We start from the raw sequence: 15,736 nt of genomic DNA, 5'->3' as shown, positions 1-15,736 counted from the left end.
CCCTTTCTTTTTTATGGATGGCTAACAATCAATTCCAAACCTTGCCCTTCCAAGACCCAAGCTTCAACATCACTTGGTAGGATAAAGTGGCTGCCTTTTTGGATTGGATAATTTTCCCCGTCAACAGTCAGGTGACCCTGACCAGCCAAGACACTGAACAGGCTGTAGTCTGCTGTCTTTTCAAAGTCAACTTTTCCAGTAATTTCCCATTTGTAAACTGCGAAGAAGCCATTAGACACAAGAAGAGTTGAACGTAAATCATCAGCTTTGACAGTTACAGGACGGCTATTGGCAGGCTCTCCAATGTTTAAAACATCGATGGATTTTTCAAGGTGAAGTTCACGCAAGTTGCCCTTGTCGTCCTTGCGGTCAAAGTCATAAACACGGTAGGTGGTATCGCTAGACTGCTGGGTTTCAAGAATCAAGATACCCGCCCCGATAGCGTGCATGGTTCCGCTTGGTACATAGAAGAAATCTCCAGCTTTAACTGGAACTTTTGTCAGCAAGGTATCCCAGTTCTTGTCCTCGATTTGCTGGCGGAGTTCTTCTTTTGATTTGGCATTGTGGCCATAGATAATCTCTGAACCTTCGTCTGCTGCGATGATGTACCAACACTCTGTTTTCCCTAACTCGCCTTCGTGCTCTAGTCCATAGGTATCGTCTGGGTGAACTTGGACACTGAGCCAGTCGTTGGCATCGAGAATCTTGGTCAACAGTGGAAACACAGGTTCTGGACGGTTACCAAACAATTCACGGTGTTCCGCATACAAAGTAGCTAGGTCTGTTCCCTCAAAACGCCCATTAGCGACCTTTGAAACTCCATTTGGGTGGGCTGAAATAGCCCAGTATTCTCCGATTTTTTCACTTGGAATGTCGTAGCCAAACTCATCACGTAGCTTGGTTCCACCCCAGATTTTTTCTTGCATAACTGATTGTAAAAATAATGGTTCTGACATCTTGATCTCCTGTCTATTTTTCTCACTTCATTATAGCAAAAAGCCAGGTCTAATTGAACTCTTTTTCACATCTTATAAAGTAGGGAGAAGATTTTATAAAAATAGTGAACAAATGTGCTCTACTTAATACTTGCACCATTGCTGGCAATGACATCCTTGTACCAGTAGAAGGATTTCTTCTTGCTCCGTTTGAGACTTCCTTGACCTGCATTATCACGATCCACATAGATAAAACCATAACGCTTGTTCATTTCGCCTGTTCCAGCAGAAACCAGATCTATACAACCCCAAGTCGTATAACCAAGCAATTCAACGCCATCTTGGTAAATAGCATCTCGCATAGCCTTGATGTGGGCTTCTAGATAAGCAATCCGATAGTCATCTGCTACGTATCCATTTTCATCTGGCGTGTCCATAGCACCGAGGCCATTTTCTACGATGAACATAGGCTTTTGATAACGATCCCAGATAGCATTGAGGGTGATACGAAGCCCCAGTGGGTCAATCTGCCAACCCCATTCAGAGGATTCTAGATAAGGATTTTTGATAGAGGCAAAGACATTTCCAGCGGTCAGATTCGTCACTTCTGGATCGCCTGAGGCCACTCGACTCGCATAGTAAGAGAAGGAAACAAAATCAACAGTGTGATTCTTCAACAAATCCAAATCCTCTGCCGTCATTTCAATTTCTATCCCCTCACGCTCCCACTGTTTCTTGGCATAGTTTGGGTATTCCCCACGCGCTTGGACGTCAATGAAGAAGTAACTCTTACGGTCTTCCTCCATAGCTGCCCAGTAGTCTCTCGGATGGGCAGTGTTGGGATAGTATTGTCCTGCTGCCAACATACATCCCACCTTGTTTTCTGGATCAATTTCGTGAGCAATTTTAGTCGCCATAGCCGAGGCTACCAGCTCATGGTGGGCTGCTTGGTATTTGATCTGTTCTTGATTTTCTCCTTCTTCAAAACAAATCCCAGCTCCTAAAAAGGGGGCATGCAGAATCATATTGATTTCGTTGAAGGTGAGCCAGTACTTGACCAAGCCCTTGTAACGGGTAAAGAGGGTGTGACAGAGATTTGCGTAAAAGTCCAACATACGACGATTGCGCCAACCACCGTACTCCCTAATTAAGTGCATGGGGCAATCGAAATGCGTGATGGTCACCAGTGGTTCAATTCCATACTTGTGGCATTCCTTAAATAAATCCTCATAAAAAGCTAGACCAACTTCATTTGGCTCTGCTTCGTCACCTTGAGGAAAAATCCGAGTCCAAGCAATGGAAAGTCGATAGGTTTTAAATCCCATTTCTGCAAAAAGCGCAATATCTTCCTTGTAATGATGGTACATATCAATGGCTTCCTTTGCTGGGTAAAAATAGCCCTCCTCAAACGAAAACATCTTTTTCTGACCTGTAATAATAGCCTCACGGTCTGGACCAATCGGTACCACATCCACATTAGCAAGACCACGGCCATCTTGATTATAAGCACCCTCACATTGATTAGCTGCCGTAGCACCACCCCAGAGGAATCCTTCTGGAAATTGTAGTATTTCTGTCATCACTTTACCTCGATTGATTTATTACTTCTATTATACTAAAAAGGAGGCAAAAAGTTTGGAACCCTCTGGATAATAATAGCACTAAACTTACTTTTATATATACGAAAAAAAGACTGAAACCAGTCTTCTTTTTAAATCAAAGCTGTGATAGCCGTTACTAGGCCAAAAACGATACCTGGTGCATTAGCAGCCGCAAGTGGAATATCTCTTTCTTTCTTGAAAAGACCGTAGTAAACCCAGAGACTACAGTTGATGGCTGCAACCAAGGGCTGGATAAAGTTCCCTTTTTGACCAGCCAGGTTGTTCATAATTTGTGGGAAGTAAGACACATACATCATAACAGACATAAAGGTCGCTACCCAACCTAAAATTTTCATTTGTTTTTCAGACATTTTCAAAACCTCTTTCATTTTTACTGAATCTTATTTTAAAATATTCTTTCAAAACAATCAAGTCTTTAAAACTTTTGTTATAAAGATATAAACTATCACAATCTTGTTATAAGAAAGAGGGAACAGAAAAAAGACCGAATTGCTCCGTTCTGTTTACTCAATCAAATATTAGAAAATGAATACTCCTTTTCAATGAATCGATTGATTGATGGTAAATAAGCCGTTAGAAATTATTGACAGTATCGAAATTTTCTAGTAAAATGAATTTTGTTAATACCTAAATGGTGTGTAGTTTTCTATCAACATAGTCAGGAGAAAAGGAACTTATGCTAAAAAAATTTAATGAATTGTCACTGAAAGATAAGGCTTATCTAATTGGCGGTTTGAGCTTATTAGTCATTGTGATCTCATTTGGTCTACTCAATCGTCAAACAGTAACTGTCAGTCTTGTCTTTACACAACTATCTGCTCCCTTGATTTTGGTGATTTTTACTTGTCTAGTAATCGGGATCATTGCTGGTAGTGCTATTGGTATTAGCTATCACCATAACAAGACTCAAGATCTGAGAAGCCGCATTGCTGAAGCAGAAGCGACTATCAATATAAAAGACAGGGAGCTTGTCCAGTACGAGGAACAGGTGCAACAATTAAAACAGGAAGCCAAACAATAAGTGTAGAAATCATAACCACCCGTGAAAACGGGTGGTTTTTTGTCTCGCACCTAACGGAGCGAGACGGACTGAAAGTCGCATAAATACAAAAAAGATCGAATTGCTCCGATCTTTTTAAGTTTCACTCCAAGAATGTTTAGATAAAAAATTTGATAATAGAATTACCTACTTCATACGATAAAAATCAATCACTAGACCAGCAGGCCCTTTAACTAATAAGGACTCTGTTCCCCAATCCGTTTCACAAAGACCGTGTAAAATCTCGACACCGATCTCTTTTAACCGTTGGTAATTCTGATTTAGATCCTCAATCTCAATATGAAGAATGATTCCTGACTGAAAATCTTCCAAAGGAATCAAATGATTTTGGGACAACATCAGACAGTGACTGCCAATCGTAAACTGAGCAAAACTGTCATCAACATAATCGGACTTTTTATCCAAAATACGCTCCAAGTCAGCACAGACTTGTGGAACATCTGAAACGATAATATCTAATTGATTTAAATTCATTTACTATACTCCATAAAAAGACCGGATTGCTCCGATCTTTTTAAGTTCCACGAAGGAATTATTTAATTGCGCGTGATTGCAAACCTTCTTCTTCCAAGAAGAGACGGAATGGTACGAGTTCTTCTGCTTCGTATTTTTCCTTGAAGGCTTTGATTGCTTCTTCTGAGTGAAGTTTTGGATCCAATTCAAGTACTTCTACTGGAAGTGGACGGTGTTCAGTGATGCGAGCATCGATAACAACAGTTTTACCTTCTTTGCTCAATTTAACAGCTTCTGCAACAACTGCATCGATGTCTTCGATACGGTCAACTGTAAATCCAACAGCTCCTTGAGCTTCAGCGATTTTCGCATAGTCAGCATTAGGGAAGTCACAACCAAACAAGTGTTTGTTTGTGTCTTCGTATTTGTCCTTGATGAAGGCATATTTACCATTTGAGAAGACAACGTTGATAACTGGAAGGTCGTATTGAACGTTTGTGATAACGTCTGGGTAGCACATGTTGAATGCACCGTCACCCATGATGTTCCATACTTGGCGATCTGGATTGTCTTTCTTAGCAGCAATACCACCAGGAAGGGCAATACCCATTGTCGCAAAGAGTGGAGATGTACGCCACATGTTCTTAGGTGTCATGTGAAGGTGACGAGTAGATGTTTGAGTAGTGTCACCTACGTCGATTGAGTAGATAGCGTCTTGATCAGCATGTTTGTTGATTGCATTGTAAACTTGGTACAATTGCAATTCACCCTCAGTTTTACCTTCGAGTTTGTTCATGTAATCACGCCAGTTTTGGTTGTTCTTCACGTTTGCACGCCACCATGGAGTTGATTCAACTGGGTTCACTTTGTCAAGGATTGCTTTCGCTGCTTGACCTGCATCACCAAGAATAGAAGCATCAAGGGCATGTCGTTTACCAAGTTTGTAAGGGTCGATATCGACTTGGATGAATTTTTCAGTGTTCTTGAAGGCTTCGTAAACTTCAGCAAATGGGAAGTTTGAACCAAGGAAAAGAACTGTGTCTGCTTCAAAGACCACTTCGTTGGCTGGTTTCCAACCAACACGGTAAGCAGAACCTGTCAAACCTTCGTAGTTCCATTCGAACGCTTCGAAGTTTTTACCAGTTGTGATGATTGGCGCTTTGATTTTACGTGACAATTCAGTGATTACTTCACCAGCTTTAACACCACCGTAACCAGCGTAGATAACTGGACGTTCAGCGTTGTTCAAAATTTCAACAGCTTTGTCGATTTCAACTTCGTTCAAAGCAGGAGCGATGAATGAACGCTCGTATGAACCTGAACCGTAGTATGAGTTTTCGTCGATTTCTTGGAAACCAAAGTTTACTGGAATTTCAACGACAGCTGGACCTTTTTTAGAAACGGCAGCACGGCAAGCTTCGTCAATCACTTTTGGCAATTGCTCTGCGTAAGCTACACGTTTGTTGTAAACAGCGATACCGTTGTACATTGGGTTTTGGTTCAATTCTTGGAAGGCATCCATGTTCAATTCGTTAACTGGACGTGATCCAAGGATAGCAAGGAATGGAGTGTTATCCATAGCTGCATCGTAAACACCATTGATCAAGTGAGTTGCACCAGGTCCACCTGAACCAACTGCAACACCGATAGATCCGCCAAATTTAGCCTGCATAACCGCTGCAAGAGCACCTGTTTCTTCGTGGCGAACTTGCAAGAAACGGATATCTTTGTCTTCAGCCAAAGCGTCCATAAGTGAGCTGAGTGTTCCTGATGGGATACCGTAGATAGTGTCTACACCCCATGTTTTCAATACGTTGAGCATTGCTGCAGATGCAGTAATTTTCCCTTGAGTCATAATGATAACTCTCCTTCAAATATTTTTAAAACTTGATAAATCCGTTTTCATATACTAATTGGAAACGTTTCAGCAAATTTTTACTCTACTACTTTACCACATTTGTTTTTGGTCTCCTAAGAATGTGCTCAGAAGTTTTTATTCTCTATTACAGTACAGTTTGAAAACGTTTTATACAACTGTTTTATAATAAAAAGCGAGCAAGCTCGCTTTTAGTCTATTTTACTAAAGTTTAGCATGAGTGAACTGGTTAAAACAGATACAGAACTAAAAGCCATGGCTAGACCAGCCAGTTCTGGATTGAGAACGAGACCAATTCCTGAAAAGACTCCTGCTGCAATCGGAATACCAATGAGGTTATAGATAGAAGCCCAGAAAAGATTGAGTAGAATACGATTAAAGGTCTTCTTACTCATATCAAAAGCACGTGCCAATCCTAGTAAATTGTTGGTTGTAAGGACAAGATCTGCTGATTCAATGGCAATATCTGTTCCAGCTCCCATAGCAATCCCCACATCCGCTACACTAAGGGCTGGCGCATCATTGATACCATCTCCGATAAAGGCTACTTTACCAGCCTGTTGAAGTTGATGGATTTCATGCGCTTTTTCTTCTGGCAAAACACCAGCAATGACCTCTTCGATACCAATCTGGTCTGCAATAGCTCGCGCCACTCCAGCATTATCTCCTGTCAACATCACTGTTCGGAGACCACGTTTTTTCAGCTGACTGATGGCAAGCTTGGCATTTTCTTTGGGAATATCTTGCAGGGCAAGCAAGCCTTTGATTTCATTGTCAACAGCCAAGTACACAACTGTCTTAGCTTCTTTTTCCAGTTCTTCTAGTTTTTCCTGATAAGCGCTCGAAATATCCATGCCATCTAGCATTTTAGCATTTCCAAGCAAGACTTGTTTCCCATTGATTTGCCCTGAAACACCTTTTCCGTGTAGGGCTTGGAAATTTTCTACAGGTTGAAGCTCAAGTCCTGCTTCACTCGCTCGCTTGATAATAGCTTGAGCCAGTGGGTGTTGAGAGGCTTCTTCCAAAGAGGCAGCTAAGCCAAGTACTTCTGTCTCGTCGCCAATGATATCAGTGACCACTGGTTTTCCTTCCGTCAAAGTTCCTGTTTTATCAAAGACGAGAGTTTGGACTTTCTGGATTTCCTGTAGGACGGTTCCATTTTTTAGGAGAACCCCCATCTTGGCACTCCGCCCTGTTCCTACCATGAGGGCTGTTGGTGTTGCAAGACCTAGGGCACAAGGGCAAGCGATAATCAAAACTGCCACACCATAAAGTAGAGAGGTCACAAAACTAGCCCCAAGTAAGACAAACCAAATCCAAAAAGTCAAAATCGCTAAAATGACAACTGCTGGGACAAAAATTCCTGAAATCTTATCCGTCAAATCCTGAATCGGTGCACGGCTGGTCTGGGCTTTCTTCACAAAGTCCACAATCTGAGCCAAGACAGTCTCTGAACCAACTTTTTCTGCTTTAAAAACCAGTGTTCCACTATTATTGATAGTGGAGCCAATCACAGTATCTCCAACTGTTTTGTCTACCGGCAGGCTCTCACCTGTCACCATGGATTCATCAATACTGGAGACACCTTCGACAACAACACCATCAACCGCGATCTTTTCACCGGGACGCACTCGAATCAGGTCACCTACCTTGACTTGCTCCAAGGGAACTTGGACATAGCTATCCTCACGCAAGACTTCTGCTGTTTTAGCCTGCAAATCTAGTAATTTCTCCACAGCTTGAGAAGTGTTTTTTCGCATTTTTTCCTCAAAAACCGCCCCCAAAAGAACGAAGAAGAGGATAAATCCAGCACTTTCAAAGTAAACAGGGAGACCAGCAAAGAGAGCAACTAGACTATAGAGATAGGCTACTAGGGTTCCCAGTGCCACCAAGGTATCCATGTTGGCATTGTGCTTTTTAAAACTAGCCCAAGCACTTTGGATATAAGGACCACCGGCCACTAGCATGATAGGCGTCGTGGCTAAAAAGGTGCCCCAATGCATGACTGGATGACTGATAGTCCCTGTCAACATCCCAATCATGAGAATAACTAGCGGCACAGTAAAGATACTGGTAATCCAAAAACGTTGCAAAAGTGACAAAGATTTTCGCGTCTTCTCAACTACGATATAACTCCCCTTTTGCATCTTCATGCCACATGAAAATTCATGTTGCCCCAACTCTTGAGGCGTAAAACGAATTGTCTTCTCCTCGTCCACGCCGATTGGTTCCAAGATACCTTCTTCTTCAAAAAGGATTTCTTTGTAACAGTTTGATGGCGTCACACGATGAAAAGTTATCTCAGCCGGAATCCCTTTTTGAAGCTGAATATGAGCTGGATGATAGCCTTTTTCAGCTCGGATACGGATTTTTTGAATGCCATTTTCTAGGCTTGCTTTCACAATTTCTGTCATAGTCTCCTCCTACTCTACAATCATCTTGCCGTGCATCATGTTCATACCACATGCAAAGCCAAACTCTCCAGTCTGCTCAGGTGTGATTTCCACTACATACTCTTCACCCATAGGAAGATCCGCATGCACACCAAAATCTGGAAAGACGATCTGATCTAGACAGGGTGAAGGGTCCTTGCGGTCAAAGACAATGCGGGCTGGCACTGATTTTTTAAGAATAATCAACTCAGGCGTATAGCCCCCCATGACTTCCACTCGGATCTCTTGGTAACCCTTTTTTTGCTGGGCCTTTTGTCCAGATTTTTCAGGCTTTTTGAAAAACCAAAACAAGATAAACGCGATAAGGGCAATACAAATAATGGTTACAATACTATTTAACATGACGTCTCCTTTACATACAATTACATCTTACTTCTGTTACAGCGCTTGATTTCTTCTTAGAAATCACAGCTTCTAAGTCTTCCAAGTCAGCCAAAGTGAAATCACATTCCACAATCAAATCAGCCAACAAGTTCTTAATCCTACGAGAACAAACCTTGTCTTTGATATCTTGGACAAGCAAGTCTCGACTCTGGTCCAGAGTTAAAAGGGCTGAATAGACAAAGAACTTGCCTTCTTTTTTCCTTGTCAGACACTCTTTCTCAACTAAACGAGCCAAAAGAGTTTGAATGGTCGACTTGGACCAGTCGAACCGCTCCGCCAGAACCCTGATCAAATCCGTACTGGTCTGCTCTCCTTGCATCCAAATAATCTTCATGACCTGCCATTCTGCATCTGAAATCTGCATCATCACACCTCCTAAATCTACATTTGTCGATTACAGTTATTAGTATACTCTCAAAATCTACATTTGTCAACTATAATTTTTATTATTTTTTCGAAAAATAGAATTCTAATCCTGTAACGAGAGATTTGCAGTCAAATTTCACTATATAAACTATAAAAATATGCTATACTGTAGAAAAAAGAAAACAACCACTAGGGGTGCGTAAAGCTGAGATTAACGACTGTTATATCCCTTTGACTCAATCTAGGTAATGCTAGCTGATGGAAGTGGAAATGATAATGAGGACTAGCTAGTCTTCTATTGCTTTCCTCAAACAGACTAGCTTGTTCTTGAGAATACAAACTTCAGTTGGTTGGGAGGTTTTAGATGACTTATTTACCCGTTGCTCTATCCATTGCAGGAACTGACCCTAGTGGCGGTGCTGGCATTATGGCTGATTTGAAGTCATTCCAAGCGAGAGATGTCTATGGAATGGCCGTTGTCACCAGCCTTGTCGCTCAAAATACCAGAGGTGTTCAATTAATCGAGCACGTCTCCAACCAAATGCTGGAAGCTCAATTGGAGAGTGTCTTTTCGGATATCAAACCTCAGGCTGTGAAAACTGGTATGTTGGCAACTACTGAGATCATGGAGATCATCCAACCCTACCTTAAAAAGCTGGACTGTCCCTATGTGCTGGACCCTGTTATGGTCGCTACGAGTGGGGACACCCTGATTGATACCAGTGCGAGAAGCTTCCTAAAAACAAACCTACTTCCCCTTGCAACCATTATCACTCCCAATCTTCCTGAAGCAGAAGAGATTGTTGGTTTTTCAATCCATGATCCAGAAGACATGCAGCGTGCTGGTCGCCTGATTTTAAAAGAATTTGGTCCTCAGTCTGTAGTTATCAAAGGTGGTCATCTTGAAGGTGGTGCCAAGGATTTCCTCTTTACCAAGGAGGAACAATTTGTCTGGGAAAGTCCACGAATTCAAACCTGTCACACCCATGGTACTGGATGTACTTTTGCTGCAGTGATTACGGCTGAACTAGCCAAGGGGAAGACCCTTTATCAGGCAGTCGATAAGGCCAAGGCCTTTATCACAAAAGCCATCCAAGACGCCCCTCAACTCGGTCATGGTTCTGGCCCAGTCAACCATACAAGCTTTAAAGATTAAGAAAAAACTCTCTAGTTCCCACTATAAGGGAATTAGAGAGTTTTTGATTAGGAAATAATGTCATCTAGCTTTGTTAAAAAAGCTTGCGTTTTTGCTTCTATATCTTCTGCCTGCATCAAATCACGGACAACGGCTACCCCTGCTATACCAGTTTCAGCAAGTTGGTCAATATTCTCTGACGTCAGGCCTCCGATAGCAACTACTGGAATGGCGACCGTTTGGCAAATTGTTTTCAAGGTTGAAATCAGGGTGATAGGCGCATTTTCTTTGGTCGTAGTCGGGAAAATGGCTCCTGTTCCCAAGTAATCCGCACCCGATGTTTCCGCCTCAAGAGCCCTTTTTACTGTTTTAGCAGTGACACCGAGGATTTTTTCAGGACCCAAGACTTTGCGGGCAACCGAAACTGGTAGTTCATCGTCGCCTATATGCAACCCAGCAGCATCAACCGCGAGACAAACATCCAAACGATCATCGATAATCAAGGGGACCTGATAGGCATCGGTTATTTCCTTGACTTGTTTTGCCAGTTGATAGTATTGATTGGTGGTGAGATTTTTTTCTCGTAGTTGGATGATGGTAACACCTGAACGGCAGGCCGTCTCGACTTTTTCAAGAAAGTTTTCCAAGGAATCTTGGTAGCGATTGGTTACCAGATATAGTCTGAGTGCTTCTCTATTCATAAAAGTCTCCTTTGATAGCATCTAGCCAATTTTTATCTCTTTTTAGAAGAGAGAGCTGATTGAGAGTTTGAAAGCGGAAATCTTCCAATCCCATTCCTTGAACAAGAATTCTCTCAGCAGAAATATTGAGATAAGAAACCGCTAAGCACGAAGCTTCAAAGGCAGTCTTTCCTTGGCTGAGAAAAACGGCAGTCAAGGCTCCAACCAGGTCTCCTGTCCCCGTTATCCAGTCTAATTCGTCACAGCCATTTCCCAATACAGCAACTTGATTCTCTGAAACTATGAGGTCCTTAGGTCCAGTTACTAAGAATGACATACCAGGATAAAGCTGACACCAGTCTTTCAAGACTTGAAGTAAATCCTCAGTTTCTTGATCTTTATGGCTAGCATCAACTCCAACTCCGTGGTGCTTTAAACCAACAAGACTTCGGATTTCCGACATATTCCCTTTAAGGACTGTGGGCTTGTATTCTAAAAGATCTCTGACTAAGGTCTTTCGAATGGGAGATGCTGCTAGGCCAACCGCATCTACTACCATTGGGAGACAAGCTTGGTCTGCATAAGAAGCTGCCCTACGGATTGCTTTTTCCTTCTCGGCTGACAAATGCCCCAAATTGATAAAGAGGGCTTGACTTTGCTTAGTAAAATCAAGAACTTCACGAGGGTCATCTGCCATGACAGGTTTGCATCCTAGAGCCAAAATGCCATTAGCCAGCATCTCACAGGAAATCTCATTGGTGATGCAGTGAATCAAGGAACTGGTTGCCAGAGGGAAAGGATTTGTAAATGCCTGCATCAGTCTATCCTTTCTCCAAAGAAATATCCCTGCACTTTTTTAAAGAATTCCTGCTTGATTAAAAATCGAAAGGCGAGGAAAGCTATGGCTGTACCGATCAAGGTCGCTCCGAAAAATCTCGGAGTATAGATAAACCAGCTGAGCTTGGCCGCAGATCCGGTAAAGAGAACCATGACAGGATAGGAAACAATAGAACCGATAATCCCTGTTCCCAAGATTTCTCCTAGGGCAGAATAGTGAAATTTCCGACCATACTTATAAAAGAGACCTGCAAGGAGGGCTCCAAAAGTAGCTCCTGTGAGGGCCAAAGGGGGAATGCCCTGAGTTGACATACGGATAAAGGCTGTGGCTGTAGCCATGATCAAGGCATAAACAGGTCCCATCAAGATCCCTGCTAGGATATTGACTACACTGGACATCGGTGCCATTCCCTCAATTCGAAAGATGGGTGTAAGAACTACGTCAAGAGCAATCATCATGGATAAAATGGTTAATTTGTGAACTTGTAGTTGGTGGTTTCTCATTTTCTATTTCTTCTCTTTTTCTAAGGACTGCAAATCACTCGTCCAGGTTTGATGTTGGTAAGCCATCTCCCAAAACTTGGCTTCCATGTGGACACTTCGGTGGAAAGCCTCTAGCATTTTTTGTTTGTCCGTCTCGTCGCTTTCTCGATAGAGCTGATTGACCAGGGCTTCTTCCTCTTTAATCTGCTGTTCTAACTCATCGGTGATATAGGTTTCAATCCACTGTTGATAAAGAGGATTCGGGGATGGTTTGCGATTAAGTTCCTTGCCCAAATCATGGTATAGCCAAGGACATGGAAGCAAACTAGCAAAAGCAATCCCCAAGTTTGCTTCTGCAAATTGTCGATAAATATGCGAAATGTAATGATAACAGGTTGGAGCAATCGGTTGCTCCTCCATTTCCTGGTCGTTGATTCCTAATTCCTTGAAAAATTGTTGACGGATAAATAATTCACCCTCCACTAGACTCTGAGCATTTTGTTTCAAGAGTCTTTTCATCTCCTCGTTGGAAGTCTTATCAGCCAAGAGGTGATAGGCTTCTGAAAAAGACTTCAGGTAGTAGGCATCCTGAATCAGGTAATAGCGGAAAATAGAAGGTTCTAAATTCCCCTCTTGTAACTGTAAAACAAAGGGGTGATGAAAGGAAGCCTGCCAAGCTTCCTTGGATAATTCCATCGCAATATCTGTAAATTCCATAATAACTCCTTTATAAAAATAGACTGGTTTGAAGTAGTAAAAAGAACAGTAGGTAGATTAATTTTGTTTTTTTAGAAATATAAAAAGTCCGATAGCGATTCTCCAACTGCGCATGTTCGTCATATCCATGTGCAGACAGAGCTCTCAAGTAGAGATGGCGCCATCTAAAGACCGTCATCAGAACCTTGCTGTAAATCAAGGGCGACCAAACATGCAATTTTTGACCACGCAATAAGCAAGCTTCCTTGAGGGACTTGATTTCCTGCTGAATGAGGGGAAAGGCATTGAATACCACAATCAAGGCATAGGCCCAAGAACGCGACAGCCCCTTTTGAGCCAAGTACAAGAGAAGCTCTTTTAAGGAAATACTGGAAACAAAGACAAGGCCGATACAAACCGTCACAAAAGCCCTCGTTCCAAGCATGACTGCCTGCGAAGCATCCCCATGTAACTGTACTGCCCAATAGTTGGCGAAGGATGGCAAAATGGCGAGCACAATCATCCAAGCCAACATCTTAAATCGACGGTGGTAGAGCATGAAGAGAATGCAAAATGCGACTACTGAAAGATTAAGAGCAATCGAAGGAATGAAGGATGTTTCCAAGGATAAAATTAGCAAGAAAAGACTGAGTATCGGTGTCCGGGTTGCTACTTTGACCATACTATCTCACCTCCCCTTGGGTATTACTACTCTGAGATGTGAGTGGTTTGGTAATTGTCACTTCTTTCACATGACTGAGACCCTGACTAGTCATCTCAATCCAATAATCGACCACAGAGATCAAGGGATCTAAACGATGGCTAATGATCAAAAAACTTCTTCCCTGATTTCTATCCTCCAACATCCACTGACAAAAATAATAGCAGGCTCTATTATCCAAACCAGCAAATGGCTCATCTAGCAAGATCACAGAAGCCTTGCTGGTCAAGATGGTCAAAAGCTGAAGAATCTTTTGCTGGCCACCACTTAATTGATAGGGACTCTTATCAAGCGCCTGCTCCAAATTAAAATATCGTAAAGCTTGGAGAATCCGCTGATTTCTTTCAGAGTCTGGACTATCTAATTGAAGCTCTTCTCGCAGACTGGCTCTGATAAACTGCTTCTCAGCTTCCTGAACAACACCCGTCAGATCACGATACAAACTCTTTTTCTTTTTCAGGACTGTCCCCTTCCAGGTAATGCGCCCCTTATACTTTTGAAATTGAAGAATAGACCGAAAGAGGGTTGATTTCCCAACACCATTATCACCCAAAATACAGGAGATTCCTTGGTAGAATGTAAAATCCGCAATTGAAAAGAGAGGACGCTTATCCAGCTCACAAGTCGTTCTATCCATATGGAACAATTCCGGGCTAGAAGCAACATTCTTTGAAGAAACCTGTGTCATCTCAGAGGTAGGGATTTGAAACACTTCCCTTAGTTGTCCATCTCTTAGCTCCACCATATGGTCGATATAGGCTTCATAGTCTGATAAATCATGGTCACACAGGATGACTGTCTTCCCATCAAGAGCCAACTCTTTTAGAATCTCCAATATCTCGATTCTGCTCTTGCGGTCAATAGAAGCAAAGGGCTCATCCAAGAGATAGACCCTAGGATTCATAGCAAAGAGAACAGCTAGCGCAGCCTTTTGCTTTTCCCCACCTGATAGGTGATGGATGGGACGGTTCAAGATTGCCTTACAGCGACATTGCCGAACCACCTCTGCTATTTTAGAATCAATCTCTTGAAGGGGATGGCCGATATTCTCCAAGGTAAAAATCAGCTCCTCAAACAAGTTCTCCATGGTAAATTGATGATTGGGATTTTGAAAGAGAATGCCAACCGTCTGGACACGTTCGATGATAGAAAGCTGACTGACCTCACTCCCATTTATCAGGACTTGACCGCTATAGGGAAGAGAACTGACTTGGGCAATCATTTGAAAGAGACTGGATTTTCCTGAACCACTGCTCCCAACTAACAAGGTGAAGGCTTGCGCATGAAAAGTAAAATCAAGCGGCTCAGAGAAGATTGGGGACTGAATCGCTCGTAGTTCCAGCCCCATCTATGCCTTGCCCCCAGCTGCAAACTGATGATAAAGTTTGACAATGGCACGAACCAAGATGGTACAGAAGAAAAAGACAGAAATAAAGCGCACCACAAGCAAGGAAAGGACAAAAGGAAGGGAGAAGGCGTAGTAACCTAACTTAATGTATTCATAGACAAAGCTAAAAAGGGTAATCCCAATACTATTAGCAGTTAGAGAGAGCCAACTTTCATAGCGATTCTTGGTCACAAGAAAGCCAAATTCACTTCCCAGACCTTGAACCAAGCCAGACAACAGAGCACCTAGACCGAATTGGCTACCATAAAGAACTTCAGCAAGTGCAGCAAGCACTTCTCCAATCGTTGCGCTTCCCACTCTTGGAACAAAGATGGCAGCAATGGGCGCAGCCATACACCAGAGACCAAAGAGGATTTCATTGGCAAAGGCCTGCAAGCCAAGAGGGGCTAAAATCAGAGTGAGGATATCAAACAGATAGCCAGATCCCACAAAAACGCCACCAAAAAAGATAGACAAGAAAGCAAGTAAAATAACATCTTTTAATTGCCATTTTTTATAACTTAAAAATAGCATAAAAATCTAGTTATCCGCATAAAAACTGGACTTATCACACTTTATCAAGGTCAAAACCACTCAATTTACTACTAATTTACTACTTATGAATGAGCTTTGATACGACGATTTATC

Annotated in this window: 17 protein-coding genes and 1 riboswitch; of the genes, 2 read left to right on the top strand and 15 right to left on the bottom strand. The window is 42.3% G+C overall.

What is annotated here, in order from left to right; genetic code table 11:
- Positions 1-11 precede the first annotated feature (11 nt).
- The 3 genes from manA to PCY17_RS06325 form a co-directional block, all read right to left on the bottom strand.
- Positions 12-956: a mannose-6-phosphate isomerase, class I gene (gene manA, locus PCY17_RS06335; RefSeq protein ID WP_268721661.1), complete on the bottom strand. Its 945-nt coding sequence runs from the start codon at positions 954-956 to the stop codon at positions 12-14.
- A gap of 119 nt (positions 957-1,075) precedes the next feature.
- On the bottom strand, positions 1,076-2,515 hold the full coding sequence (locus PCY17_RS06330) for a 6-phospho-beta-glucosidase (protein ID WP_000136073.1): 1,440 nt from the start codon (positions 2,513-2,515) through the stop codon (positions 1,076-1,078).
- Between the two features lie 131 nt (positions 2,516-2,646).
- Complete coding sequence (locus PCY17_RS06325; protein WP_001291473.1) at positions 2,647-2,907, bottom strand: SemiSWEET family transporter; 261 nt, start codon at positions 2,905-2,907, stop codon at positions 2,647-2,649.
- A gap of 326 nt (positions 2,908-3,233) precedes the next feature.
- Between PCY17_RS06325 and PCY17_RS06320 the strand changes: the two genes are divergently transcribed.
- Positions 3,234-3,578, top strand: a complete 345-nt coding sequence (locus PCY17_RS06320) for a lipopolysaccharide assembly protein LapA domain-containing protein (RefSeq protein WP_000913393.1) — start codon at positions 3,234-3,236, stop codon at positions 3,576-3,578.
- 165 nt (positions 3,579-3,743) lie between these two features.
- On the opposite strand, the gene PCY17_RS06315 is transcribed toward PCY17_RS06320, so the two are convergent.
- The 5 genes from PCY17_RS06315 to PCY17_RS06295 all read right to left on the bottom strand — a co-directional run bounded on the left by PCY17_RS06315 (position 3,744) and on the right by PCY17_RS06295 (position 9,147).
- Positions 3,744-4,091 carry a VOC family protein gene (locus PCY17_RS06315; protein ID WP_001052641.1) on the bottom strand — a complete coding sequence of 116 codons (348 nt, stop codon included), beginning with the start codon at positions 4,089-4,091 and terminating at the stop codon, positions 3,744-3,746.
- Positions 4,092-4,149: 58 nt separating this feature from the next.
- Positions 4,150-5,925, bottom strand: coding sequence for a pyruvate oxidase (spxB, locus tag PCY17_RS06310; protein ID WP_000191811.1), 1,776 nt, complete (start codon positions 5,923-5,925; stop codon positions 4,150-4,152).
- A gap of 212 nt (positions 5,926-6,137) precedes the next feature.
- The gene (locus PCY17_RS06305; RefSeq protein WP_000136320.1) at positions 6,138-8,360 is read right to left on the bottom strand and encodes a heavy metal translocating P-type ATPase; all 2,223 of its coding nucleotides are present in this window, start codon (positions 8,358-8,360) and stop codon (positions 6,138-6,140) included.
- A gap of 9 nt (positions 8,361-8,369) precedes the next feature.
- A complete protein-coding gene (locus PCY17_RS06300) occupies positions 8,370-8,741 on the bottom strand; it encodes a cupredoxin domain-containing protein (RefSeq protein WP_000935056.1) in 372 nt (123 codons plus the stop codon).
- A gap of 10 nt (positions 8,742-8,751) precedes the next feature.
- Entirely contained in the window at positions 8,752-9,147 is a 396-nt protein-coding gene (locus PCY17_RS06295; protein ID WP_001167199.1) for a CopY/TcrY family copper transport repressor, read from the bottom strand.
- Positions 9,148-9,330: 183 nt separating this feature from the next.
- Positions 9,331-9,429, top strand: a riboswitch (TPP riboswitch).
- A gap of 84 nt (positions 9,430-9,513) precedes the next feature.
- Here PCY17_RS06295 and thiD point away from each other — a divergent pair.
- Complete coding sequence (gene thiD / locus PCY17_RS06290; RefSeq protein WP_278275973.1) at positions 9,514-10,305, top strand: bifunctional hydroxymethylpyrimidine kinase/phosphomethylpyrimidine kinase; 792 nt, start codon at positions 9,514-9,516, stop codon at positions 10,303-10,305.
- 47 nt (positions 10,306-10,352) lie between these two features.
- Here thiD and thiE read toward each other — a convergent pair whose 3' ends face one another.
- The 7 genes from thiE to PCY17_RS06255 are packed head-to-tail and all read right to left on the bottom strand — an operon-like array spanning position 10,353 to position 15,622.
- On the bottom strand, positions 10,353-10,985 hold the full coding sequence (gene thiE / locus PCY17_RS06285; RefSeq protein WP_001078201.1) for a thiamine phosphate synthase: 633 nt from the start codon (positions 10,983-10,985) through the stop codon (positions 10,353-10,355).
- The gene (locus PCY17_RS06280) at positions 10,978-11,781 is read right to left on the bottom strand and encodes a hydroxyethylthiazole kinase (RefSeq protein WP_001147717.1); all 804 of its coding nucleotides are present in this window, start codon (positions 11,779-11,781) and stop codon (positions 10,978-10,980) included. The genes thiE and PCY17_RS06280 overlap by 8 nt, the downstream gene beginning before the upstream one ends.
- Entirely contained in the window at positions 11,781-12,305 is a 525-nt protein-coding gene (gene thiW, locus PCY17_RS06275; RefSeq protein ID WP_001244051.1) for an energy coupling factor transporter S component ThiW, read from the bottom strand. Before thiW ends, PCY17_RS06280 begins: the two co-directional genes overlap by 1 nt.
- Before the next feature lie 3 nt (positions 12,306-12,308).
- Positions 12,309-13,001, bottom strand: a complete 693-nt coding sequence (gene tenA, locus PCY17_RS06270; RefSeq protein ID WP_301392210.1) for a thiaminase II — start codon at positions 12,999-13,001, stop codon at positions 12,309-12,311.
- 10 nt (positions 13,002-13,011) lie between these two features.
- Positions 13,012-13,662 (bottom strand): energy-coupling factor transporter transmembrane component T, encoded by a 651-nt coding sequence (locus PCY17_RS06265; protein ID WP_301392209.1) that lies wholly within the window; start codon positions 13,660-13,662, stop codon positions 13,012-13,014.
- 1 nt (position 13,663) lies between these two features.
- A complete protein-coding gene (locus PCY17_RS06260; RefSeq protein ID WP_301392208.1) occupies positions 13,664-15,049 on the bottom strand; it encodes an ATP-binding cassette domain-containing protein in 1,386 nt (461 codons plus the stop codon).
- Positions 15,050-15,622 (bottom strand): ECF transporter S component, encoded by a 573-nt coding sequence (locus tag PCY17_RS06255; protein ID WP_301392207.1) that lies wholly within the window; start codon positions 15,620-15,622, stop codon positions 15,050-15,052. It lies immediately after the preceding gene.
- Positions 15,623-15,736: the final 114 nt, after the last annotated feature.

It is taken from the genome of Streptococcus sp. SO2, from assembly GCF_030440025.1.
This window is presented reverse-complemented; position numbering and strand designations above follow the sequence as displayed.